Source organism: Streptosporangium sp. DT93 (genome assembly GCF_049844535.1).
Lineage (GTDB): Bacteria > Actinomycetota > Actinomycetes > Streptosporangiales > Streptosporangiaceae > Streptosporangium.
In genome coordinates, this window is the sequence record NZ_JBNCLF010000001.1 from 780,970 (window position 1) to 804,644 (window position 23,675).

Consider the following 23,675-nt stretch of genomic DNA (forward strand, 5'->3'; position numbering starts at 1 on the left):
CGCAGGAGAAACCGGAGCCACCGGCCTGACCGGACCCGAAGGACCGACAGGACCTGCAGGAGAAACCGGAGCCACCGGCCTGACCGGACCCACAGGAGCGACCGGACCCGCAGGACCAACGGGAGCGATCGGACTCACCGGACCCGCAGGACCTGAAGGACCCGCAGGACCAATAGGAACTGCAGGCCCCGAAGGCGCCACCGGCGCCCAAGGACCGATCGGACTCACCGGACCCACGGGAGCCACCGGACCCGCAGGAGAAACCGGAGCCACCGGCCTGACCGGACCCGAAGGACCGACAGGACCTGCAGGAGAAACCGGAGCCACCGGACCGGCGGGACCGATCGGACTCACCGGAAGCGAAGGACCGACGGGAGCCACCGGCGCCCAAGGACCCATCGGCCTGACCGGACCCGCAGGACCCGCAGGAGAGACCGGAGCCACCGGACCGGCGGGACCGATCGGACTCACCGGAAGCGAAGGACCGACGGGAGCCACCGGCGCCCAAGGACCCATCGGCCTGACCGGACCCGCAGGACCCGCAGGAGAGACCGGAGCCACCGGACCGGCGGGACCGATCGGACCCACGGGACCCGAAGGCGCCACCGGCGCCGAAGGACCGATCGGACTCACCGGACCCGCAGGACCGACAGGAGAAACCGGAGCCACCGGACTGACAGGGCCCGCGGGACCCGAGGGCGCCACCGGCCTCCAGGGAGCGACCGGCCTGACCGGACCCGCAGGACCCGAAGGACCGACCGGACCCCAAGGACCGGCGGGAGCCACCGGCCTCAGCGGGCCCGCGGGACCCGAGGGCGCCACCGGTCTTCAAGGAGCGACCGGCCTGACCGGACCCTCGGGACCCGAGGGACCGACAGGACCCGCGGGAGCCACCGGACTGACAGGACCTGCGGGCCCGGCAGGGCCGACGGGTGCCACCGGTCCGGTGGGAGAGACGGTGTGCGCCGACGACGTGTGGGGCGTCATCGGACGCGAGACATCGGGAGACCCGAGCGCGGTCTACCGTGCCGGCCCGTACGCCCGCACGGATCCCACCGTTTCCGCCGCGGACGTACCGCCGCCCTACGGCAGCGGCAGCATCGGCATCATCGTCGACGACCAACCCGACAAGATCACCTTCGGGAACGAGACCGACTTCGCGGAGCTGCCGGTCGGGGACATCACCACCCTGAGTTACTGGGTGTTCGCGGGCACCGATTCCATGGCGGACGTATCGCTGCCCTCCCTCAACATAGAGGCCGATCCCAACGTGGGGACGACGGACGTCACCACGCTGATCTACCTGCCCGAGGCGTCCACCGCCCCGTCGGCCCCCGCGACCCCGACGGCCAACACCTGGCAGCAGTACGACGCCGGTGGCGCCGGCAGTGCCTGGTACGCCACCGGGACGACGGGCACCCTGATCGGCTGCACGGTGGCCGACCCGTGCACGTTCGACGAGCTCAAGACCAGGCTGCCGGACGCGGTGATCACTTTCAGCCTGGGGTTCGCCAGCACGGACGGTCCCTTCATCGGGGCGATCGACGGGCTCCAGGTGAACAACACCGTCTACGACTTCGAGTTCCTCGGGACGCGTAAGACGGTCGCGGCGATATGACGGAGCGGCAGGCGGAGCGGCCCGGGGAGGCTCTCCGGGCCGCTCTGCCTGCCGGCACGACCGGCCGCCGGTGACCGGCCCCCGGGTAAAGCGCTCGGACAGGCCGATCCACCGGTCGGCACGTCGTCGCCGTGACCGCGCGATCGGATGCTAGAACAAGATCACTGTTCGATCGCGGACCGGCCACCGGGCCGCCGGGCCACGCGGCCATCGAAGGTCGTCGAAGGTCGTCGAAGGTCGTCGAGGTTCGTCGAAGGTCAGCGAGGGTCAGCGAAACCTTCTTTCCGGTGACGCCACCCGCGGGTGAGGGACGTATGAGGATTTCTGTCTCGGTGCCGCCGCGACGTACCGGCGTTTCGAGACCGGCCCGGTTCCGCTCCCCCCGGAGGGCGTCACCGTTGGCGATGATCATGCTGCTCGTCCCCGTACTGGCCACGCTCGTCACCGCGCGGCCCACTCCCGTGAGCGCGGCGGAGCCGGTGGAGCTGGGGAGGGCCGGGGCGTTCGCGGTACTGGGCGCGAGCACGGTCACCAACACCGGACCGAGTGTGCTCACCGGTGATCTCGGGGTGAGCCCGGGAACGGCCGTCACCGGCTTCCCGCCCGGCACCCTGGCCGGCACGCTCCACGCGGGTGACACCGCCGCCGCCCAGGCCCAGACCGACCTCACCGCCGCCTACGACGCCGCCGCCGCGCAGCCCTCCGACGCCGTCCTGCCCACCGAGCTGGGCGGCACCACCGTCACCCCCGGCACCTACACCTCCGCCGCCGGAACCTTCGGCATCACCGGAGGAGTCACCCTCGACGCCCAGGGCGACCCCGACGCGGTCTTCATCTTCAGGGCCGCCTCCACCCTCGTCACCGCTTCCGCCAGCACCGTCACCCTCACCGGCGGTGCCGCGTCGCGTAACGTGTTCTGGCAGGTGGGAAGCTCGGCCACGCTGGGCACCGGCTCCGACTTCGCGGGCAACGTCCTCGCCCTGACCTCGATCACCGCCACCACCGGCGTGACCGTCGACGGCCGCCTGCTGGCCCGCAACGGCGCCGTCACCCTCGACACCAACACCGTGGCCGTTCCCGGGGTCCCCGGCCCCCTGTCCATCAGCGTGCCCGCGACCGCCGATCTGGGGTCCGTGAGGGCCGGCGCGGCCGGCCTTCAAGAAAACCTCGGCGAGGTGACCGTGACCGACGACCGCGGCACCTCACCCGCCGCCTGGGTGGTGACCGTCAGCTCGACGAACTTCACCACCGGCGGAGGCGCCGGGGCCGGGACCATCTCCAGGGGACTCGTCGGCTACTCGCCGGGACCGGTCACCCGGACGACCGGGGATGCGACCTTCACCCCCGGAGCCGCCGGCGACCTGGGCTCCGCGCGTATCGCCTTCTCCGCCTCCGAGGGCACCGGGAGCAACTCCGCGACCTGGAATCCGACCGTCACCGTGACGCTGCCGGTGGGGGTGACCACCGGGATCTACACCGCCACCGTCACCCACTCCGTCGCCTGACACCCCTCCCGAGCAGGGCGCGGCGCCCGGGACGGCCGGGCGCAACCGGATGTTCACCCAGCATGGTCGTTTCGTTATGCATCATGCCCCTCGCCAGGGGCATACGGCTTGCAGTCAATCAATGAGGAAGTGTGGACATGACAGTTACCGGCATCATCACCGCCATCGTTATTGGAGCCATCATCGGTCTTCTGGGACGACTCGTCGTACCCGGCAAGCAGAACATCCCGATCTGGCTGACCATCGTGGTCGGTATCGTCGCCGCCCTCATCGGTACCGCGATCGCCAGGGCCCTCGGGGTCTCCAACACGTCGGGCATCGACTGGATCGAGATCATCATTCAGGTCGCCCTCGCCGCCGTCGGTGTCGCCATCGTCGCCGGCATGTACGGCAGGCGCGGGGTTCGCTAGCCGCCGGCGTACGGCGCCGGAGAGCTCCGGCGGACCCGTACGCGTCGGCTTGCCGTGACACGCGGCGGTCCCGGCCCGCATTCCGGGCCGGGACCGCCGACGGCGCGAATCGGATCACAGGACACCGACGCCCCTGCGGCCTCCACCGCCCCGACGCCCCGGCGATCTCGGCGACCCGGGCGACGCCCCGCCCCCCGCCGCCCCCGGAAGCTCTCAGCCGTCAGCGTAATAAAGGCCGCAAGTCACCCGAAAGCAGCTTGCAAGAGATCGGGGATAGACATCTCCGCGTGTCCGAACGTCCTGGAAACCCGCGAAATCGAAGAAGCCCCGGCTCTTGCGAACCGGGGCCGTCTTTCGTCACTGTGGACCCACCCGTTTCTCAACGGTGGATCTGGTGGGCGAGGAGGGATTTGAACCCTCACGTCCTTTCGGACACACGGACCTGAACCGTGCGCGTCTGCCGTTCCGCCACCCGCCCTTGTTGGGTGCGGTCGAAACATTAGCACGGATCGGCCGTTACCCATGAACCCGGATACGATCCTCCTAGATGCCGGAGCGGAGCAGCTGGGTGCGAGAGAGCGAGGACCGAGCGACAAGCCCCCAAGCGACCGCGACCACACAGACGGAGGAGGGGAGGTACCCGGTGGGAGTCCTTCAGCGTTTCGAGCGGAGGCTCGAAGGCTTGGTTGAAGGTGCCTTTGCACGGGCGTTCAAATCTGACCTTCAGCCGGTAGAGGTCGCCAGTGCGGTCCAGCGCGAGATGGACGAACGGGCGGCGATCGTCGCCCAGGGGCGCACTCTGGTGCCCAACGACTTCGTGGTCGAGCTGTCCACGACCGACAGCGAGCGCCTGGAGGTCTACGCCGACAGCATCAGCCTGGAGCTGGCCAACCTCGCCAGGGAGTACGCCAAGGAACAGGGCTACTCCTTCGTGGGGCCGGTCAGGGTCCGTTTCGAGATGGCCGACGACCTCGCGGTCGGCCTGTTCCGCATCCGCTCGGGCGTGATCCGCGGCGCGACGGTCGAACAGGACGAGATCCGCACCCCGGTGAGCGACGTGCCCACCGGCAACCGGCAGGCGTTCCAGGGGCGCCCCCGCCTGCTGGTCTCCACCCAGGACGACCCGCAGGGCCAGCGCTCCTTCGACCTGACGACACCGGTGACCCTGCTGGGCAGGGGCACCGACTGCGATCTGCGGCTGGTCGACCCGGGCGTGTCCCGGCACCACGCCGAGCTGCGAGTGGAGGGCCCCCAGGTCGCGCTCGTCGACCTCGGCTCCACGAACGGCACCTTCGTCAACGGCCAGCCGGTGCGCCGGGTCGAGCTCCAGAACGGCACTCGTGTCACCCTGGGACGCACGACTCTGGTTTTCCGGCGCGATTAAAGGTAAACAGACGGTCCATGTCCGAGCTCACGCTGCTGCTGATCCGGCTCGCCTTCCTCGCGCTGCTGTGGTTCTTCGTGATTGCCGCGGTCGGTGTGATCCGGACAGACTTGTTCGGGTCCCGCACGGCCGCCGCCGTCCCCGCGCGCAAGGTTCCCAAGCCGGCGAAACCCGCGGCCAAATCCAAGAAGGGGGAACCACGGCAGATGGTCGTCATCGGTGGCCCCCTGCAAGGCACCACCATCGATCTCACGGAGACGCCCATCACCATCGGCCGGGCGAACGACGCGACACTGATAGTCAGTGACGACTACGCCTCCAGCCGGCACGCCCGGCTCTTCCCCCAGGACGGTCAGTGGATCGTGGAAGATCTCGGCTCCACCAACGGCACGTATCTCGACCGCTCCAAAGTCACCCGTCCGACTCCGGTGCCGCTCGGTGTTCCGATCCGCATCGGTAAGACCGTCATCGAATTGCGCAAATGACCATCGCACTCCGTTACGCCGCCCGCTCAGACGTCGGCCTCCTCCGTGAAGGCAACGAGGACTCCGCCTACGCCAGCGGCCGCCTGCTCGCCGTCGCGGACGGCATGGGCGGCCACGCACACGGCGAGGTGGCCAGCTCGGTCGCCATCGCCGCGATGTCCTCGCTCGACGCGGACGCGCAGGGAGGTGACCTGCTCGGCGCCATCGAGGCGGCGGTACGCGACGCGAACCGCAGACTGCACGAGATGGTGGGCAGGGATCCCAGCCTCAAGGGCATGGGCACCACCCTCACCGCCATGCTCTGGTCCGGTACGAGGGTCGCCCTGGTCCACGTCGGGGACTCCCGGGCCTACCTGCTGCGCGCGGGTGAGCTCTACCAGATCACCCACGACCACACCCTGGTGCAGTCGCTGGTGGACGACGGCCGGATCACCCAGGACGAGGCCGCCACCCACCCGCAGAGGTCGATCCTGCTGCGGGCGCTCGACGGCAGCGGCGAGGTCGATCCCGACCTGTCCCTGCGCGAGGCCCAGCTCGGCGACCGCTACCTGCTCTGCTCCGACGGCCTGTCCGGGGTGGTCAGCGCGGAGACCCTGCACCACACGCTCTCCACGATCGAGGATCCCGAGGGGGTGGTGCGGACCCTGATCGACCTGGCCAACCGGGGCGGCGGTCCCGACAACATCACCTGCGTGGTCGCCGACGTGCTGGAGGTGGACGAGGGCTTCGCGCCGCGTACCGACGCCGCCGTGGTCGGTGCGGCCGGTTCGGCCATGCCGCGGTCCGAGCCGCCGGACACCCCGGCCGGTCGTGCCGTCGAGGCGGTCACCATGCCGCAGCCGGTGATCTCCGACGACGACGACGAACCGGTCGTCAGGTCGGCGGCCCGGCCGGTCAGGCGCCGCCGGATGTGGCCCCTGCTGGCCGCGGCCGGCGGCGTCGTCGTGCTCGGGAGCGGCCTAGGCTGGTATTTCGGCAGCCAGTGGCTGGACGACCAGTACTTCGTGGGAGCCAGGGGTAACGAGATCGTGGTTTTTCAGGGCGTGAAGACCAACCTCGGCCCCTTCGAGCTCTTCGACGTGGCCAAAAGCACCACCGAGTCGGTCACCACCCTTGGCGCGTTCCAGCAGGGCCAGGTCCGCGACGGCATCCCGGTGGCCACGGTCGAGGCGGGCCTGAGGAAGATCGAGGAGCTCAAGACGACCGCGGCCGGAGCGGGCGGGAAGAAGCCGAGCGCGACCCCGAGCGCCTCCGCGTCCTCCGCACCTTCGAGAACCCCCGAACCCACGAGGTCACAGTAGAGACATGAGCACCCCTAGCGCCGAGCCCGTCCTGCTCCCCGCCAAGCGGCGAGTGGCCCAGCTGGCCATGCTGGCGTTCGCGGTCGTCATCGTGATGCTGGCGTACGCCAACGTGGGGCTGGCGCTCGACAACCAGATCCCCTCGGGGATGCTCACCTACGGCCTGGGGCTGGGCGGCCTGATGCTGGTCGCCTACCTGGTGCTGGCGAAGTTCGCGCCCTGGGCCGACCCACTGATTTTGCCGCTGGTGACCCTGGTCAACGGCATCGGGCTGGTGGTCATCTACCGGCTGGAGGCGGCCCGCATGCCGGGCGCCTCGGCCTCCACCCAGCTGCTGTGGACGGCCGTCGGGGTCGTCATGTTCTCGGTGACGCTGATCGTGGTGCGCGACCACCGGATGCTGCAGCGCCTGACGTACACCATGGGCGCGGTCGGCCTGGTCCTGCTGATCTCTCCGCTGCTGCCCCTCATCGGCCATTCGGAGAACGGCGCGAGGATCTGGCTCAAGATCCTCGGGTTCACCCTCCAGCCGGCGGAGTTCACCAAGCTCGCCCTGGTCATCTTCTTCGCCGGCTACCTGGTCGCCAAGCGCGACGTGCTGGCCCTGGCCGGGCGGCGGCTGCTCTTCATCGACCTGCCCCGGGCCCGCGACCTGGGCCCGGTCCTCATCACCTGGGGTCTCAGCCTGGGCGTGCTGATCCTGCAGAAGGACCTGGGCTCCTCGCTGCTGATCTTCGGCACGTTCATCGCGATGCTCTACATCGCCACCCAGCGCACCTCGTGGGTGCTGATCGGCATCCTGCTCTTCGTGGGCGGCGCGGTCCTGGCGGGGCTGATCTTCGACCACGTCGCGGCCCGCTTCGAGGTCTTCCTCGATCCGGAGAACCAGGTGCTGTACGACCGCGAGCTCGGCGGCAGCTACCAGCTCATGCAGGGCCTGTTCGCGATGGGGCAGGGCGGCGTGCTCGGCACCGGCCTCGGCCAGGGCCACCCCAACGAGATCCCGCTGGCCTTCTCCGACTTCATCTTCACCGCCGCCGGCGAGGAGCTCGGCCTGACCGGGCTGATGGCCCTGCTGATGGTCTACGCGCTGCTGGTGGAGCGCGGCCTGCGCACCTCGATCGCGGCCCGCGAGCCGTTCTCCAAGCTGCTGGCCGGTGGCCTGTCGTTCATCCTGGCCTGGCAGGTCTTCATCATCGTCGGCGGCGTGACCAACCTGATCCCGCTGACCGGCCTGGTCACGCCGTTCATGTCGCAGGGCGGCTCGGCGCTGCTGGCCAACTGGATCCTCATCGCGCTGCTGGTACGCATGTCCGACACGGCGAGGAAACCCCCGCCCCAGGCCATCCAGGACGAAGGAATGACGCAGGTGTTCCAGCGATGAACGGACCCCTCAAGCGCGCCGCCCTCGCCTGCATGCTCATGTTCGGCCTGCTGATGATCAACGTGAACTACCTGCAGGCCGTGCGGGCGGAGGATCTGCGTGACGACTCGCGCAACACCCGCAACTTCTACGCGCGCTACGAGGTCGAGCGCGGCCGGATCACCGCGGGCGACAAGGTGCTCGCCGAGTCCGTCAAGACCGGCGACAACAAGTTCCCCTTCAGCCGGCGCTACCCCGAGGGCAAGGTCTACGCGCCCGTCACCGGGTTCTTCGCCCCCGAGAGCGCGAGCGACATCGAGCGGGCGAAGGACAGCCTGCTCGACGGCACCAGCGCCAGCCTGCTGATCCGGCGCAGCATCGACCTGTTCACCGCCCAGAAGTCCAAGGGCGCCAACGTCGAGCTGACGATCAACCCCAGGGCGCAGGAGGCGGCCTACAAGGCGCTGGGCGACAGCGGCAAGAAGGGCGCGCTGGTCGCGATCGAGCCGAAGACCGGGGCGATCCTCGCGATGGTCTCGATCCCCACCTACGACCCGAACCCGCTCTCCAAGCCCGACAAGGCCGCGGTCAACGCCGCCTACAACAAGCTGGCCGAGAACGACGACAGGCCGCTGGAGAACCGGGCCATCAGCCGCACCTACCCGCCGGGGTCGACCTTCAAGGTGGTCACCATGGCGGCGTACCTGGAGAGCGACGACACGCTGGGTCCCGACAGCCAGGTCGAGGCCCCGCAGGTGCTCGACCTGCCCGGCACCACCGCCGACCTGCCCAACTACGGCGGGGCGGCGTGCGGCGCCGGGCGCGTGACGCTCTCGTTCGCGCTGGAGAAGTCCTGCAACACCCCGTTCGGCAAGATCGCCATGGAGCTGGGCTACGGCGCGCTGCAGGAGCAGGCGCTCAAGTTCGGCATCGACGGTGACGCGCTGCAGATCCCCATGGCGGTCGCGCCGAGCAACATCGGTCCCGAGGAGGACAAGGCGGCCCTGGCCCAGGCCGCGATCGGCCAGCGCAGCAACCAGATGACCCCGCTGCAGATGGCCATGATCGCCGCCGGGATCGCCAACAACGGCGTGGTCATGAAGCCGTACCTGGTGGAGAAGATCGCGGATGCCGAGGGCGGTCAGGTCGAGAGCGCCGACCAGGACGAGCTCTCCACCGCGATGAGCGAGGACAACGCGCGCAAGCTCCAGGAGATGATGGTCAACGTCGTCGACAAGGGCACCGCGAGCGCCGCGCAGATCCCCGGGGTGAAGGTCGGCGGCAAGACCGGCACGGCCGAGACCTCCCAGGGCCGTGACCCGCACGCCTGGTTCATCTCCTTCGCGCCGGCCGAGGACCCCCAGGTCGCCGTCGCGCTGATCGTGGAGTCCGGGAGCGCCGGCAGCGACGCCTCCGGCGGCCAGACGGCCGCTCCGATCGCCAAGAGCGTGATGGAAGCGGTGCTGGGGAGATGACCGCGTTGCTCGGGGGCCGGTACCGCCCGCTGGGGCGTATCGCGTCGGGCGGCATGGGTGAGGTGTGGCGGGCCCAGGACGAGCTCCTCGGCCGCGAGGTCGCGGTGAAGCTGCTGCGCGCGCACGTGGCCGAGGATCCGGAGTTCCGCAGGCGCTTCCGTTCCGAGGCGCGGATCGCGGCCGGGCTCAACGACCCGGGCATCGCGCAGGTCTTCGACTACGGCGAGGCCGACGGTGTCGCGTACCTGGTCATGGAGCTGGTGCCCGGCCAGTCGCTGGCGGGCATCCTGACCAGGGACGGCAGGCTGACCCCGGAGATCACCCTCGACGTGGTCCACCAGACCGCCCGGGCGCTGCACGCGGCGCACAGCGGGGGGATCATCCACCGGGACATCAAGCCGGGGAACATCCTGGTGACCGAGGCCGGTGTGATAAAGATCACAGATTTCGGCATCGCCAGGGTGCTGGAGGCCGCGCCGGTCACCCAGACCGGCATGCTGATGGGCACCGTTCAGTACGTCAGCCCGGAACAGGTCTCCGGCGACCCGCTGACACCCGCCACCGACATCTACTCGCTCGGCGTGGTCGCCTACGAGTGCCTGGCCGGGCGGGCGCCGTTCGTCGCCGACACGCAGGTGGCGGTCGCCCTCATGCACATCGGCGAGCCTCCGCCCCCGCTTCCCGGCGACGTGCCGCCGATGGTCCGCGACCTGGTGACGGCGTGCCTGTCCAAGGACCCGCGGCGGCGCCCGGCCGGCGCCAGGGAGCTGTCGGAGCGGGCGGACGTGCTGCTCGACGCGCTGACCGCCTCGGGCACCACCGGCCTGGGCATGCTCACCGACCCGGCGGGCTGGCGCGCCGAACCCGCCGCCGAATGGCCGCGGGACGTCGCCTCGTCGCCGGCCACCGGCCGGACCCCGTCCACCGGTTTCGGCGGCCCGCCCACGGGTCCCGGCGGCCCGTTCGCGGGTCCCGGCGGTTCGTCCGCGGGTCCCGGCGGGGAGCGGGAACGTTCCGGTGGGGTGCAGCCGGGCGCGTGGCGGCCGGGCCCGGCGCCCGAGACCGTACCGCCCGTGATGCCGCCCACCGTTCCCCCCGCCGTGCCGGCGCGGAACGGACGTCGCGGCCGGCGCAGGACCACGATGATCGTCGCCGCCGTGGCGGGATGCGCCGCCGCGGTCGGCCTGGGCACCCTGGCCGCCCGCGAGCTGGGGGACCGGCCCGGTGACGGTGAGCCGGGCAGGCCCGTCGTGCGGTCGAGTCCGGCCGTCGTGACACCCACCGCGCGGCCGGGCAGGAGCAGCCCCCCGGCGAGCAGACCGCCGCTCTCGCCGACGAAGCCGAGCCGTCCGACGGTCACGCCGTCGGCTACGGTAAGCACATCGGCCACGCCCACCGCACGGCCGAGTACGTCACCACCGTCCAGCCCGAGCCCGACGACTCCCACCGCCACGCCCACCGCTCCGACGGCGACACCGAGTGCAGAGCCCAGTGCGACTCCCGACCCCGGCGACACGGACCCGCCGAATGGGGAGACGTGATGCGGCGACGGGTCGATGATGGACACCGGTGGCCCAAGAGCTCACCGGCACCCAAGATGAACGGTAAGGGACAGTGCAGGAAATGACTCAGCCCCGACGCCTCGGCGATCGCTACGAGCTTGACGGCGTCGTCGGGCGTGGCGGCATGGCCGAGGTGTATCGCGCCCGAGACATCCGGCTGGATCGGATCGTCGCCATCAAGACCCTCCGCGCGGACCTGGCCAGAGACCACATCTTCCAGGCGCGTTTCCGCCGGGAGGCCCAGTCCGCCGCGTCGCTGAACCACCCGTCCATCGTCGCGGTCTACGACACCGGCGAGGACGTCTCCGAGGGCGCGCCGGTGCCCTACATCGTGATGGAGTACGTGGACGGCCGCACCCTGCGCGACCTGTTGCGGGCCGATCGCCGGCTGATGCCCGAGCGCGCCGCGGAGCTGGTCGACGGCATCCTGCGGGCGCTGGACTACAGCCACCGCGGCGGTATCGTCCACCGCGACATCAAGCCGGCGAACATCATGATCACGCGTAACGGCGACGTGAAGGTGATGGACTTCGGCATCGCCCGCGCGATGGCCGACTCGGCCGCGACCATGACGCAGACCGCCCAGGTGATCGGGACCGCCCAGTACCTCTCGCCGGAGCAGGCCAGGGGCGAGCGGGTCGACGCCCGCAGCGACCTCTACTCCACCGGCTGCGTGCTGTACGAGCTGCTGACCGGGCAGCCGCCGTTCACCGGTGACTCGCCGGTCGCGATCGCCTACCAGCACGTGCGCGAGGACCCGATCCCGCCGTCGCAGATCGACCACGACATTCCCCCGTGGGCCGACGCCATCGTGCTCAAGGCGATGGCCAAGGACCCGGCGCACCGCTACCAGAGCGCCGGGGAGATGCGGGCCGACATCCAGCGGGCGATGTCCGGCATCCCCACGGACGCCCAGACGATGAACATGGCCGCCGGGAACGCCGCCGCCTACAACCCGGCCACCCGGACCATGCAGGCCCCGCCCCCCGGCGGCCCCGCCACCCAGCGCACCACGGCCGTCCCGGCGTACGAGTACGGCACCGAGGCGGGCCGGCCCCCCGGCGAGCGCGGACGGCGCCGCCAGCAGGGCGGCGGCAACACCGCGGTCAGGACCGCCGCGTGGATCCTCATCCCGCTGCTGGTCATCGGCGCGTTCATCGGCGTGGGGTACATCTTCCTCTCGCCGGATCCCCCCGCCGTCAGCACCAAGGTGAAGATCCCCCCGCTGGCCTCGCAGAACGCGAAGGTGGCGGCCAAGACGCTCACCGGCATGGACCTGAAGGTGAAGACGGTCGAGGAGTTCGACGACGAGGTGCCCAAGGGCCTCGTGATCGAGACCGATCCGGCCGCCGACATCGAGGTCGCCAAGGGCGCCGAGGTGACGCTCAAGGTCTCCAAGGGCGTCGAGAAGGTCGAGGTGCCCGACGTGGTCGGCAAGACCGCCGAGGAGGCCAGGACCATCCTGGAGGAGGCCGGCTTCGAGGTGAGCCTGCAGAGCAAGGCCTCCAGCCGCAAGCAGGGGATCGTCTTCGAGACCGTGCCCGAGGCGGGCAAGAAGTACAACAAGGGCGACAGCGTCCGGATCTACGTGCCCAAGGAGGCCGTGGAGGTGCCGGGGGTGGTGAACCTCACGGTCAAGGACGCCAAGGAGACGCTCAAGCAGCTCGGCTTCAAGTCGAGGGTCGTGGAGCAGCCGAGCGACCTGCCCAAGGACACCGTGATCAGCCAGTCCCCCGAGCCCGGCGGCAAGTACCAGCCCGGCACGACGATCACGCTGGTGGTCTCCAGCGGTAAGGCGCCCGAGCCGACCGAGCAGCCGACGCAGGATCCGACCTATCCCGAGGAGCAGCCGGACCCGGACCCGGGGCCCACGGAGACCGACGACGGCACGATCTTCGACGAGTCGCCGGCCGACGGGACCTGACGTCCCGGCCGGACGAGAAAGAGTCCTTCCGCCACTCGGGGGCGATGGCGGAAGGACTCTCACTGGTCAATCGCCCAGCAGGGGGCCGGTGTTACACCAATCTTTCGAGCCAGTTCCCGAGCAGCCGGTGACCGTGTTCGGAGATCACCGATTCGGGGTGGAACTGCACGCCCTCGACGGGCGCGGTGCGATGGCGCAACCCCATGATCACGCCGTCCCCGGTGACGGCGGTGACCTCCAGCGCCTCCGGGACCGTCCCGGCGAGCACGGTCAGCGAGTGGTAGCGCGTCATGGTCGCCGGTGAGGGCAGCCCGGCGAAGACGCCCCGCCCGTCGTGCGTGATCGCGCTGGTACGGCCGTGCATGGGCTCGGGAGCCCGCCCGACGGTCGCGCCGTGGGCGACGGCGATGGCCTGGTGTCCCAGGCAGACGCCGAGCAGCGGGATGCCGTGGGCCTCGCAGTGACCGACCAGCGGGACGCTCACCCCGGCGTCCTCCGGCGTGCCGGGGCCGGGGCTGATCAGGACCCCGTCGAAACCGGAGGCGTCCTCGACCGAGACCCGGTCGCGCGGGCGCACGTCGCAGGCCGCGCCGAGCGCCCGCAGGTACTGGACGATCGTGTGGACGAAGCTGTCGTGGTTGTCGACGACGAGGACACGGCTCATCGGCCCACGACGGTGGGGTCGAGGGAGATGCGGGGTTCGATCCAGGGGAACACGACGTACCAGAGTACGACCGTGGCCAGGCCGACCAGCACCACGGCGGTGAAGACCTTGGTCGCGAGGCTTCCGGGGAGCAGCCGCCAGATCCATCCGTACATGAGACTCCTCGTCCGGTCCTTCGAGGCACGCCGTTCCTTACGGGCGTGCCGTCCTTCGATCCCGCGGGGGCCGGCCGGGCGGGCCGGGGCGCCCGGGTCACTCGGGGCGTTCACGGCGGCCCTGACGTTCGTCCAGCTCGCCGAAGACGATGAGGCGCTGGGCCGCGGAGTACTCCGGATGGCAGGTGACGAACGTGATCATCGCCTTGGCCGGCTTGCGGTCCGGTCGTCCGGGAACGGGCGCGACCACGCCCAGCTCGGTGGGGTCGACGATCCGCGTGCCGGTGACGCGGTAGGTGTAGCGGGCCTCGCGGGTGTCGACCACCAGGGGGTCCCCCGGCTGGAGCTCGTCGATGCGGTTGAACGGCGCGGCATAGGTCGTTCGATGGCCAGAAAGAACGAAATTTCCAATTTTTCCGGGCATTGCGGTTCCGGGGTAGTGGCCCGGTCCCATCCGCAGCCGGTCGGCGTCGACGCCCTCCACGACGGCGTACCGGTAGTCGCCGCCGAGCCGGGGGATCCTCAGCATCGCCACCGCCCCGCCCAGCCTGATCGGGCCGAGCTCGGCCTTCTCCTTCTGGGTGAACTCGCGTTGCAGCAGCATCTGCTGCCCGGCGGTGTAGGAGCCCGTGCCCCAGAGCAGGTAGGCGCAGAAGAGCAGGACGATCAGGCCCGCGGTGACGCTCAGGTCGCTCGCGGCCCTCAGCATGGCTCTCATGGGGGCAGGGTATGCACGGCGGCACCGCGCCGGCCGCGCCTGATCACGGCCTCGGCGCAACATTTGCCACAGGATGGTGCCCTGCGGAATCGCCATCGCCCGTGCGCGCGGACTATCCTTACACGGAACTTCACCCACCAGCGACCACGCTGACCGACACGGCCCGCACCCGACGCGGATCGCGCGGGATTGACGCAGGAGAAGAACCCCAGTGCCCAAGCCCAAGACGCGCAAGAAGCCGGTCTACACCCCGCCGCAGGCCTCCCAGCAGGTCAAGATCAGTCCGCGCTGGCTGGCACCGGTCATGGTGGCCTGCTGGATCATCGGCATCCTGTGGATCGCCATCTACTACGTGGTTCCCACCGCACCCCTGTTCGGCACCCTGCAGAACTGGAACCTGCTGGTCGGGTTCGCCTTCATCATCTTCGGCGTGATCCTTTCGACCCGCTGGCGTTGACGTTTTCCACAGGCGCCGTCCACACCCTGGGGAAGCATCAGGGTGTGGATGATCATCCCAGGAGCCCGAACCTGGCGTTCACGGCGAACGGCGGCAGCACCAGCACCAGCGCCACCAGGACGACCAGGATCGCCACGCAGCCTCCCCACTGGACCGCGTCGCGGTTCCCGCGCGGGGCGAAGGCGAGGACGGCCGCCACCACGGCGCCGGTGACCAGGCCGCCGAGGTGGCCCTGCCAGCTGATGCCGGGGATGACGAAGGTGAGGACGGCGTTGATGCCGATCAGCCAGAGCACGCCGCGCACGTCGTAGCCGAGCCTCCGGCCGAGCACGAACATCGCGCCGAACAGGCCGTAGATGGCGCCGGACGCCCCGACCGCGGCCAGGCCGAACAGGTAGATCGCGACGGACCCGCCGAGCGCGGAGAGCAGGTAGAGGGTCAGGAACCTGGCCGCTCCCAGGCGCCGCTCCAGCTCCGGGCCGATGACGTACAGGGCCCACATGTTGAACAGGATGTGGGTCAGCCCCAGCCCTCCCGACGTCATCGGCTGGTGCAGGAAGGCACCCGTGACCAGCCTCCACCACTCGCCCCCGTAGGCGACGTCGTAGGCGCTCATCGCGAAGGCGTTCACCACCGGGTTGCCGCCCACGATCTCGCCGGCGTACGCCAGGACGTTGATGATCAGCAGTGTCCAGGTGACCCTGGGGGTGGTGACCGCCCTGCCGCCGAAGACCGCCTGCGCCCGGCGCATGCCCTTGCCGCCCTCGGCCACGCACTCGGGGCACTGGAAGCCCACCGAGGCGTCACGCATGCAGTCGGGACAGATGGGACGGTCACAGCGCTGGCAGCGGACGTAGGTCTCGCGTCCCGGGTGGCGGTAACAGGTCGGGACGACGGTGCCTGGCTCTTCGGACGGCTGGGTGGTCATGATGTGTGGCTGGCCCCTTCGAGCGTTCTGTCCTCCACAGACTGCCAGCCTATTCACGATCCCGGGCCCTCGCGCACCCTTGGCCCGAGGCATGGTGACGGCCGGCGGCCCGCACGCCGTCGGCGAGTCCTCGCGAGCCGGGGCCGGAGCGTACACGCGAGCCGGGGCCGGGGCGTTCCCGTGGGCCGGGGCGTTCCCGTGGGCCGAGGCCGGGCGCACCCGTGGGCCGAGGCCGGGCGCACCCGTGGGCCGAGGCCGGGCGTTCCCGGAAAAGCGGACGGCGGCCTCCGAGGAGGCCGCCGGACGGGAGATCTGCCCCGCACGTGCTCGCGGACGGGGGACCGGCCCCCGTCGCGCGCGGACGGGAGGATCAGCCCTGTACGCGCTCGATGGTCACCGACTCCAGCACCACCGGCTCGGTGGGACGGTCACGGGCGTCGGTCTCGGTCTTGGCGATGGCGTCGATGACCTCCTGGCCCTCGACCACCTCGCCGAAGATGGTGTGCTTGCCGTTCAGGTGCGGCGTGGGCACCACGGTGACGAAGAACTGCGAGCCGTTGGTGCCGCGGTTGAACTGGATGCCGGCGTTGGCCATGGCGAGCAGGTACGGGCGGTTGAAGAAGAGGTCCGGGTGGATCTCGTCGTCGAACTGGTAGCCGGGGCCGCCGACGCCCTGGCCCAGCGGGTCGCCGCCCTGGATCATGAAGCCGGAGATGACACGGTGGAAGACCGTGCCGTCGTACAGCTTGGCGGTGGACTTCTCGCCGGTCTCCGGGTGCACCCACTCGCGGGTGCCCTCGGCGAGCTCGACGAAGTTGCGCACGGTCTTGGGCGCGTGGTCCGGGAAGAGCTGGACCTTCACGCTGCCGCGGTTGGTATTGAGGTTCGCGATCAACTTCTCAGCCATGATCGGACTGCCCCCTTCAGGTCGTTCAGATCGTTGGTAATGCCTATGTAACGTATTGCTTTTGTGGCGCTTTGACGATTTCGGCCGCAACCGCAGGCCCGCAACCATCCTCCCATGGGCAGTCATGATTGAGCCGCCTTCGAGCGGGAAGGGGTGGCGGCGGGGCCCCAACGAATGGGGAGGTTGATTGTGCCTCTAGCAGTGTTTGGAAAGCGTCAGATGAAGATCGTGGCACCGGAGAGGTCGCTGCGCCACGTCAAGGCTCAGGCCGCCCGCGCGGCGGACCGGGTCGGCCCGATGGCCGACCAGGCTCGTGAAGCGGCTGGTCATGCCCGTGACGTGGCCGGCGAGAAGATGATCGTCGCCCGTGGATGGGCGGCGCCCAGACTCGACGCCGCCGCGCACTCGTTCGAGGAGCAGCTCGCGCCGAGGATCAGCGCCGCGCTGTCCCAGGCCGCCGCGAGGATCGATCCCGCTCCCGCGAAGTCCAGGAAGTGGCCGGTGGTCCTGCTGGTCGCGGGCGTCGCGATCGGAGCGGCGGGCTACGCGCTGTACCGGCGCAACGCCGACCAGTGGGCGGACACGCTCAAGGACAGCGCCTCCGACGCGTCCCAGTGGGTGGGACAGAAGACGGAGGCCGCGGCCGGCGCGGTCACCGAGGTGAAGAACGACCTCACCTCGAAGACCGGCGAGACCGACGGCACGGCCGACTCCAGGGCGGAGCACATCTCCAAGACACAGCCCTGACGGTCGGCGTACGCCGAGGACGAACGCGGCGTACGGCACCTGCCGGAGGTACGGCCCGCACCATCACGACGATGGTGCGGGCCGTACTTCTGTGTGGCGGCCCTTCGGCACGGCGGCCCGTCCGGCCGTTGACCGATTGACCAAGCGCTTGTTAGATCGGGTTCCCGAGGTAAAGGAGCCCCGATGACCCTGTCGCCCCTCGACGATCACCCCGTCCACCAGTCGCCCGAGGTGATGCGGCACGTCGCGACCTCGGACCGCAACTTCTACGACCGCTACTACTTCAACTGCCACGCCGGCTCCGGCGAGTTGATGCTCATCGTCGGTCTGGGCCAGTACCCCAACCTGGGGGTCACCGACGCGTTCGCCTGCGTGCGGTACCGGGACCTGCACCGGGTGGTCCGGGCCTCGCGGGAACTGGGCGACGACCGGATGGACACGCGGGTCGGTCCGTTCAGGGTCGAGGTGATCGAAGGGCTCCGGCGGCTGCGGGTGGTGCTCGACCCCACCGAGCACGGTCTGTCCTTCGACCTCCTCTGGGAGGGCACGATCCCGGCCACGCTGGAGCCCCGGCACTTCGTACGATGGCAGGAGCGCGTGGTCTTCGACTCCTCCCGGCTGGCCCAGACCGGCCGGTGGACGGGGCACATCACGATCGGCGACGAGCGCGTCGAGGTCACCCCGGACCGCTGGCAGGGCAGCCGCGACCGTTCCTGGGGCATCCGCCCGGTCGGCGAGCCCGAGCCTCCCGGCATCCAGGCGCGCAACGCGGGCACCTTCTACTGGCTCTACACCCCGGTGCGCTTCGACGACCACGCCATCCTGTGCATCGTCCAGGAGGACGAGAAGGGCCGCCGGGTGCTGGAGGAGGCGGTGCGGGTGTGGGGTTTCGGGTCCGCGCGCGAGGGTGAGGAGGAGTACCTCGGGCGTCCCGAGTACCGCCCGGTCTACCGGGACGGCACCCGGGACGTGCGCGAGGCGGTGATCTCCTTCGCGCCACCGGGCGGGAGGCCCTTCGACATGCGCTGCGTCCCGCTCCTGCCGGTGCACCTGATGGTGGGCACCGGGTACGGCCTGGAGGCCGACTGGAGGCACGGCATGTACCAGGGCCCCGGCCCGGTGGTCCAGGGCGTCACCCACACGCTCCCCGGGGACGCCGCCGTCATGTGGGGACTGGTCGACGCCGTCGGCCGCTTCGAGTACGACGGCCACGTCGGCCACGGCCTCTACGAGTACTGGGCCCTGGGCCCGCACCCGAGCTTTCCCGGGGACTGACCCCCGGGGCCGGGAACGCGGACCGCGGGCCGGCCGGGTCACTCCCGCACGGATCTCACCGGCCGGCCCGCGGAGTCTCTTCCGGAGTCAGCCCCCGTGGCCCTCCGGACGTTCTCACGGGATCACTTCCTCATGGCGCAGGTGATGACGGGCTCGCCGCCTTCGAGGGTGACCTTCGTCTCGGTCCTCCCCGTCGCACCGGCGTCCTTGCCGCCGGGAACGGGCACCGCTCCGGTGATCACGAGGCGTCCCCCCTTCCCCGGCGTTCCGGTCCCACCCGGCTCGGGCAGGGCCAGGCGCACGCTCTCCGGTCCCGCGGCCTTCCCGCCCTCCTCGGGACGGGCCGTGATCGTGACATCGGTGTGCCAGGCCCCGGGCTCCGCCCTTCCCGCTCTCGTCTCTCCGGGTCTCACCTCCTCCGGCCTCACCACCTCGCTCGGACCCGCCTCCGCCCACCCCCGGACGGCCCGGTCCCCATGGCTTTCGCGGGTCCCGCCCACCCCGGTCCCGGACGGAAGGGCGGGGACGGCGGGCGTCTTCCCCTCCTTCTCCAGCTTCTCGATCTCGGCCCTCGTGAACGTCCGTACCCTCACGGCCACCTGACCGCCTCCCTCGCAGGCGAAGACGACGGCGTCGTCCTCGGGAGCCGGCGTGCCGTCGGCGCTCGCGGCCCCGGTGAGCGTGCCCATGAGGGCTCCCGTCGTCACCAGGGCGGTGGCGAGCATGCGGATACGCATGGTTTCTCCTTCTCGGGTGGTCGAGCCGTTCCGGGGACACAGACTCCCTCCCGTCGCCTGAGTCCAGGCTGAAGGTCGCAGAAAGCGTCTTCAGGTTGGCTTTAGGCGTCGTGCGGCACGCTGAGCGGTATGCGCGTGCTGCTGGTCGAAGACGAGAAACGCCTGGCCCATCTGCTCAAGGAGGGGCTGGCGGGTGAGGGCTTCGCCGTCGACGTCGCCCACGACGGCCGTGACGGGCTGTGGATGGCGACCGAGAACCCGTACGACGTGATCGTGCTCGACGTCATGCTGCCCCGGATGAACGGCTACACCGTCTGCGCCAGGCTCCGCGACGCGGAGAACTGGACGCCGATCCTCATGCTCACCGCCAAGGACGGGGTGCACGACGAGGCCGAGGCACTGGACACCGGGGCGGACGACTTCCTGTCCAAGCCCTTCGCCTACGTGGTGCTGCTGGCCAGGCTGCGCGCCCTGGTACGGCGGGGCGGCACGGCCAGGCCGGTGTCCATCACGGTCGGCGACCTGACCGTGGACCCGGCCGGGCTGCGCTGCCGCCGGGGGACGGTGGACATCCCGCTCACCCCCAAGGAGTTCGCGGTCCTGCACGGCCTGGCGCGCAGGCAGGGCGAGGTGGTCTCCAAGAGGGAACTGCTGGCCCAGGCGTGGGACTTCTCCTACGACGGCGATCCGAACATCGTGGAGGTCTACGTCAGCGCGCTCCGCCGCAAGATCGACTCGCCGTTCGGCCGTTCCTCGCTGGTGACGGTACGCGGCGCCGGCTACCGGCTGGAGGCCTGAGATGGCCTCGCACCTGTCGGTACGGCTCCGCGCGACGCTCGCCGCCACGGCCATCGTCGCGGTCGCGCTCGGTGTGGCCGCGGCGGTGCTCGTCGGGGTGCTGAACGGGAGCCTGACCCGCAGCGCCGCCGGTGAGGCCGCCCGCCGCGCCGACGCCACCGCCGACGTGCTCGCCACCGGCGTCGTGCGGGACGACCTCGTGGTGAGCGGCACCACCGGGTCCGGCGAGCCTCCCGTCCTCGACCCCGACGTCAAGGTCTTCGTCGAGAGCGCGCGCCCGGCCAGGGCGGACGAGGTGACGCGATGGGCGCCCGGCGAGTCCTTCGCCCTCGTCACGATGCCGGTGGACACCGCCGGGGGCGTGATGGTCGTGCAGGCCCGCGCCTCGCTGGAGGCCGCCGACGACGCCCTGGGGGCCCTGCGCGGCCTGCTGATCCCCGGCGTTCCCGCGCTGCTCCTGCTGGTGGCCGTCCTCACCTGGCTGGCCGTCGGCCGGGCACTCGCGCCGGTCTCGGCCATCCGCGCCGAGATGGCCGACATCACCGCCAGCGACCTGCACCGGCGGGTCCCGGTGCCACCGGCACGCGACGAGATCGCCCGCCTCGCCGAGACCATGAACCGTACGCTCGACCGCCTGGAGGTCGCGGTCGAGCGGCACAGGCGCTTCGTCGCCGACGCCGCCCACGAACTCCGCAGCCCGCTGGCCGTCCTGCGGACCCGCCTGGAGCTGGCCCCGCCGGGACCGGCGGCGGCCGAGGCGCTGACCGACGTGGACCGGATCCAGGCGCTCACCTCCGACCTCCTGCTGCTCGCCCGGCTGGACGCCGGTGAGCCCGTCCCCGCCGAGGAGGTGGACGTCGGCCAGGTCACCGCCGAGGAGGCGGCGCGGGCGCGGCCCAGGCCGGAGGTCGAGGTCAGGCTGGAGGTGGCGGCCGACGCGGTCGTGCTCGGCTCGGCCGGGCGGTTGCGCCGCGTGGTCGCCAACCTGGTGGACAACGCCGTGCGCCACGCCGACGCGACGGTCGTCGTCCGGCTGGCCGTCGACGCGGGCGAGGTGGTGCTCGACGTGCGCGACGACGGGCCGGGCATCCCCGCCGAGCACCACGAGGCGGTCTTCGACCGGTTCACCCGCCTGGACGAGGCCAGGGACAGGGACGCGGGCGGGTCGGGGCTCGGGCTGGCCATCGCCAGGGACATCGCGGCAGGGCACGGCGGCGGCCTGCGCGTGGTCGCGGAGTCCCCCGGCGCGTGGCTCCAGGCCCGGTTCCCCGCGGTGGAACCGGGCCTGTCCCGTTGACGCGGGCCGTCCCCGCACTCGCGGCGGGCCTCCTGCGTGCTCAGAGCAGGCGGCGGGACACCCCGCGCTTCCGGCGGGACCCCTGCGTGCTCAGAGCAGGCGCGCGGGACACCCCAGCTCGTCGCCGATCCGCCGGAGCCCCTCGGCGAACCCCTCGCGGGTGTCGCGCCGGAATCCGACGAAGAAGCGGTTGGCGAGCGGGACGCCCCACCGCATCCAGGTCGCCACGTTGCGTACCCGGTGGGTGAGGAGGGTTCCCTCGGGATGCGGCGCGACGGTGTACTCGCCGCGGTACCACCACCCGCCCTGGAAGGCGATGGTGTCCCCGCCGTTCCCGCCCAGCTCGACGGTCGTGGAGTGTGCCGGCGTGGCGAGGGTGAACCGCTCCGGCCCGCCCGAGACGACGCCGCCGTGCGCGGTGAGCAGCCAGAGGTTGTCCGGGCCGACCGGCCCGGGACGCACGGTCAGCACCAGCCGTCCCACCCGGCCGGGCGGGGCCCCGACGACCCCGGCCGCCTCGAACAGCGGGGCGGACCTCACGGCGAGGTCCGGCGGGTGTTCTGGAAGGAGGTGAACCTCCAGGCGTCGTCGTGTACGGCGACCAGGGTGACGATCGAGTCCCGGGCGGGGTCGGGCGGGGCGTCGGCCCCCGCCACGGAACCGGCGAAGATCACCACGGCGACGTCGGGCCGTACCGGCCTGATGTCGGCCCCGTCCGGCCCCGAGGAGGCGCCCGTCAGGCGCGAGCCCCTGAGCGGTCCCTCGAACAGGGCACGGTGCGCCTCGGTGACGGCCTGGCGGCCGGTCAGGCGGAGCCCGAAGAAGGTGATGTAGTCGGCGTCCTCGGTGAACAGCTCGCCGTAGGCGTCGGCGTCGCCCGCGTTCCAGGCCGCGGTCAGGCGGTCGAGCAGGTCGCGGATCCCGGCGTCTGCGGGTACGGGTGTGGACATGGGTCTTCTCCTCGCGATGGGCGAGGGGCCTATCCTGGGGGTTCGGGAGTCCGGGACGGCCGCCTCGCGGTCGGTTCGGTGCTTTCTCCGCCGGCCGGGTGTTGGCGCACCCGGCCGGCGTTCACGGCCGCCTGCCGGCGGCCCTTTCGTTCACGGGGGTCCGCCGAGCAGCTCGCGGTTGCCGGCGCCGTCCCAGATGACCTCGCCCGACTCCAGCCGGGCCAGGAGTCCTCGCACCCAGCCGAGCTCGGCCGAGCGCAGGGCGTGCTCGTACTCGACCTCCAGCAGCAGGATCGGCGGAAGGCCGCCCTCGATCAGCCCGCGCAGGGTCTCGGTGGCCGTGACGACCCTCCCCTCCAGGACGGCGGCCCGGCCGCGCAGCGCCCGCTCCACCTCGGCGGGGGGCAGGCACCCCGCCATGGAGAGCGCCGCGGTGAAGGCGAGGGCGCCGGGCCCCACCTCCTCCAGCAGCCGGCGCAGGCGGGTGGCGAGCTCAGCCCTGCCCTCGCCGGTCAGCTCGTAGACCGTGCGCTCGGGCCGCCGCCCCTCCCTGCCGGTGTGGGCGGGCACGATCAGCTCGTCCCTGACCAGCCGGTCGACCGCGTGGTAGAGGCTGCGCGGCAGGCCGGTCAGGTAGTCCTTGTGCGTGTCCACCACGAACCGGTGCATCTCGTAGGGATGGCTCGGCCTGACCGAGAGCAGCGCGAGCACGGTCAACCCGGCCAGATCCTCCCCCCGCGCCATGATCCTCCTCATCGGCATCGAATAGTGCGCACTTCTTTATGGCAAGTTGCACTATAGCCACACGCATGTGAGCCGTACAAGACATGATCTTGTACGGTTCACGCCGGGCCGACCGGCTCGCGAGGTGGGAAGGCCCGGAGTGACGCCGTGCTCCCGCGCACGCGAGCGGGCATGCCCGGGCCGGGGATACCCGGGTGCACCCCGGGGCGGTGGGCGGAAGAATGCGGGGGCGGCGGTGCGGCGCACCGCCGTTCGCCGGGAGGCCCTCCCA

24 protein-coding genes and 1 tRNA gene are annotated in these 23,675 nt (G+C 71.0%); 15 read left to right on the plus strand and 10 right to left on the minus strand.

Translation table 11 applies throughout. From position 1 onward, the window contains the following. Positions 1-958 precede the first annotated feature (958 nt). The 3 genes from ACLQ2R_RS03820 (at position 959) to ACLQ2R_RS03830 (ending at position 3,533) form a co-directional block, all read left to right on the plus strand. Positions 959-1,618 (plus strand): hypothetical protein, encoded by a 660-nt coding sequence (locus ACLQ2R_RS03820; protein WP_425957861.1) that lies wholly within the window; start codon positions 959-961, stop codon positions 1,616-1,618. A gap of 404 nt (positions 1,619-2,022) precedes the next feature. Beyond that, positions 2,023-3,123, plus strand: coding sequence for an ice-binding family protein (locus tag ACLQ2R_RS03825; protein ID WP_425958161.1), 1,101 nt, complete (start codon positions 2,023-2,025; stop codon positions 3,121-3,123). A 137-nt stretch (positions 3,124-3,260) separates the two neighbouring features. Beyond that, positions 3,261-3,533: a GlsB/YeaQ/YmgE family stress response membrane protein gene (locus ACLQ2R_RS03830; protein ID WP_425957862.1), complete on the plus strand. Its 273-nt coding sequence runs from the start codon at positions 3,261-3,263 to the stop codon at positions 3,531-3,533. Positions 3,534-3,925: 392 nt separating this feature from the next. Here the strand turns inward: ACLQ2R_RS03830 and ACLQ2R_RS03835 are convergent. Next, positions 3,926-4,011 (minus strand) — tRNA-Leu (locus ACLQ2R_RS03835). A gap of 165 nt (positions 4,012-4,176) precedes the next feature. Here ACLQ2R_RS03835 and ACLQ2R_RS03840 point away from each other — a divergent pair. The 7 genes from ACLQ2R_RS03840 (at position 4,177) to pknB (ending at position 13,027) form a co-directional block, all read left to right on the plus strand. Further along, positions 4,177-4,917, plus strand: a complete 741-nt coding sequence (locus tag ACLQ2R_RS03840; protein ID WP_362798309.1) for a DUF3662 and FHA domain-containing protein — start codon at positions 4,177-4,179, stop codon at positions 4,915-4,917. A 17-nt stretch (positions 4,918-4,934) separates the two neighbouring features. Beyond that, complete coding sequence (locus ACLQ2R_RS03845; RefSeq protein ID WP_386239229.1) at positions 4,935-5,402, plus strand: FHA domain-containing protein FhaB/FipA; 468 nt, start codon at positions 4,935-4,937, stop codon at positions 5,400-5,402. Then, positions 5,399-6,703 (plus strand): PP2C family protein-serine/threonine phosphatase, encoded by a 1,305-nt coding sequence (locus ACLQ2R_RS03850; protein ID WP_425957863.1) that lies wholly within the window; start codon positions 5,399-5,401, stop codon positions 6,701-6,703. Before ACLQ2R_RS03845 ends, ACLQ2R_RS03850 begins: the two co-directional genes overlap by 4 nt. Before the next feature lie 4 nt (positions 6,704-6,707). Beyond that, complete coding sequence (locus ACLQ2R_RS03855; RefSeq protein ID WP_425957864.1) at positions 6,708-8,087, plus strand: FtsW/RodA/SpoVE family cell cycle protein; 1,380 nt, start codon at positions 6,708-6,710, stop codon at positions 8,085-8,087. Next, a complete protein-coding gene (locus tag ACLQ2R_RS03860; RefSeq protein ID WP_425957865.1) occupies positions 8,084-9,541 on the plus strand; it encodes a peptidoglycan D,D-transpeptidase FtsI family protein in 1,458 nt (485 codons plus the stop codon). The genes ACLQ2R_RS03855 and ACLQ2R_RS03860 overlap by 4 nt, the downstream gene beginning before the upstream one ends. Continuing rightward, the gene (locus ACLQ2R_RS03865; protein ID WP_425957866.1) at positions 9,538-11,082 is read left to right on the plus strand and encodes a serine/threonine-protein kinase; all 1,545 of its coding nucleotides are present in this window, start codon (positions 9,538-9,540) and stop codon (positions 11,080-11,082) included. Before ACLQ2R_RS03860 ends, ACLQ2R_RS03865 begins: the two co-directional genes overlap by 4 nt. Before the next feature lie 82 nt (positions 11,083-11,164). Beyond that, positions 11,165-13,027 carry a Stk1 family PASTA domain-containing Ser/Thr kinase gene (gene pknB, locus ACLQ2R_RS03870; protein ID WP_425957867.1) on the plus strand — a complete coding sequence of 621 codons (1,863 nt, stop codon included), beginning with the start codon at positions 11,165-11,167 and terminating at the stop codon, positions 13,025-13,027. A 91-nt stretch (positions 13,028-13,118) separates the two neighbouring features. On the opposite strand, the gene ACLQ2R_RS03875 is transcribed toward pknB, so the two are convergent. The 3 genes from ACLQ2R_RS03875 to ACLQ2R_RS03885 form a co-directional block, all read right to left on the minus strand. Further along, complete coding sequence (locus ACLQ2R_RS03875; RefSeq protein ID WP_425957868.1) at positions 13,119-13,691, minus strand: anthranilate synthase component II; 573 nt, start codon at positions 13,689-13,691, stop codon at positions 13,119-13,121. Continuing rightward, positions 13,688-13,846, minus strand: coding sequence for a hypothetical protein (locus ACLQ2R_RS03880; RefSeq protein ID WP_425957869.1), 159 nt, complete (start codon positions 13,844-13,846; stop codon positions 13,688-13,690). Before ACLQ2R_RS03880 ends, ACLQ2R_RS03875 begins: the two co-directional genes overlap by 4 nt. Positions 13,847-13,943: 97 nt before the next feature. After that, positions 13,944-14,564, minus strand: a complete 621-nt coding sequence (locus ACLQ2R_RS03885) for a class E sortase (protein WP_425957870.1) — start codon at positions 14,562-14,564, stop codon at positions 13,944-13,946. Between the two features lie 211 nt (positions 14,565-14,775). Here ACLQ2R_RS03885 and ACLQ2R_RS03890 point away from each other — a divergent pair, with 211 nt between their 5' ends. Then, entirely contained in the window at positions 14,776-15,021 is a 246-nt protein-coding gene (locus tag ACLQ2R_RS03890; protein ID WP_425957871.1) for a cell division protein CrgA, read from the plus strand. 52 nt (positions 15,022-15,073) lie between these two features. On the opposite strand, the gene ACLQ2R_RS03895 is transcribed toward ACLQ2R_RS03890, so the two are convergent. Both ACLQ2R_RS03895 and ACLQ2R_RS03900 read right to left on the minus strand, forming a co-directional pair. Continuing rightward, positions 15,074-15,949: a rhomboid family intramembrane serine protease gene (locus tag ACLQ2R_RS03895; protein WP_425957872.1), complete on the minus strand. Its 876-nt coding sequence runs from the start codon at positions 15,947-15,949 to the stop codon at positions 15,074-15,076. 370 nt (positions 15,950-16,319) lie between these two features. Next, entirely contained in the window at positions 16,320-16,856 is a 537-nt protein-coding gene (locus ACLQ2R_RS03900) for a peptidylprolyl isomerase (RefSeq protein WP_425957873.1), read from the minus strand. Between the two features lie 219 nt (positions 16,857-17,075). Between ACLQ2R_RS03900 and ACLQ2R_RS03905 the strand changes: the two genes are divergently transcribed. Both ACLQ2R_RS03905 and ACLQ2R_RS03910 read left to right on the plus strand, forming a co-directional pair. Then, positions 17,076-17,603, plus strand: coding sequence for a hypothetical protein (locus ACLQ2R_RS03905; protein WP_425957875.1), 528 nt, complete (start codon positions 17,076-17,078; stop codon positions 17,601-17,603). Between the two features lie 183 nt (positions 17,604-17,786). Beyond that, entirely contained in the window at positions 17,787-18,878 is a 1,092-nt protein-coding gene (locus ACLQ2R_RS03910; protein WP_425957876.1) for a hypothetical protein, read from the plus strand. Positions 18,879-19,000: 122 nt separating this feature from the next. On the opposite strand, the gene ACLQ2R_RS03915 is transcribed toward ACLQ2R_RS03910, so the two are convergent. Further along, a complete protein-coding gene (locus ACLQ2R_RS03915; RefSeq protein WP_425957877.1) occupies positions 19,001-19,615 on the minus strand; it encodes a hypothetical protein in 615 nt (204 codons plus the stop codon). Positions 19,616-19,744: 129 nt separating this feature from the next. Between ACLQ2R_RS03915 and ACLQ2R_RS03920 the strand changes: the two genes are divergently transcribed. Both ACLQ2R_RS03920 and ACLQ2R_RS03925 read left to right on the plus strand, forming a co-directional pair. Further along, positions 19,745-20,413, plus strand: coding sequence for a response regulator transcription factor (locus ACLQ2R_RS03920; RefSeq protein ID WP_425957878.1), 669 nt, complete (start codon positions 19,745-19,747; stop codon positions 20,411-20,413). 1 nt (position 20,414) lies between these two features. Continuing rightward, entirely contained in the window at positions 20,415-21,710 is a 1,296-nt protein-coding gene (locus tag ACLQ2R_RS03925) for a sensor histidine kinase (RefSeq protein WP_425957879.1), read from the plus strand. A gap of 90 nt (positions 21,711-21,800) precedes the next feature. On the opposite strand, the gene ACLQ2R_RS03930 is transcribed toward ACLQ2R_RS03925, so the two are convergent. From ACLQ2R_RS03930 to ACLQ2R_RS03940, 3 genes are all read right to left on the minus strand, one after another. After that, a complete protein-coding gene (locus ACLQ2R_RS03930; RefSeq protein WP_425957880.1) occupies positions 21,801-22,250 on the minus strand; it encodes a hypothetical protein in 450 nt (149 codons plus the stop codon). Next, on the minus strand, positions 22,247-22,660 hold the full coding sequence (locus tag ACLQ2R_RS03935; RefSeq protein ID WP_425957881.1) for an SgcJ/EcaC family oxidoreductase: 414 nt from the start codon (positions 22,658-22,660) through the stop codon (positions 22,247-22,249). Before ACLQ2R_RS03935 ends, ACLQ2R_RS03930 begins: the two co-directional genes overlap by 4 nt. A 150-nt stretch (positions 22,661-22,810) precedes the next feature. Further along, positions 22,811-23,404, minus strand: coding sequence for a PadR family transcriptional regulator (locus ACLQ2R_RS03940; RefSeq protein WP_425957882.1), 594 nt, complete (start codon positions 23,402-23,404; stop codon positions 22,811-22,813). Positions 23,405-23,675 lie beyond the last annotated feature (271 nt).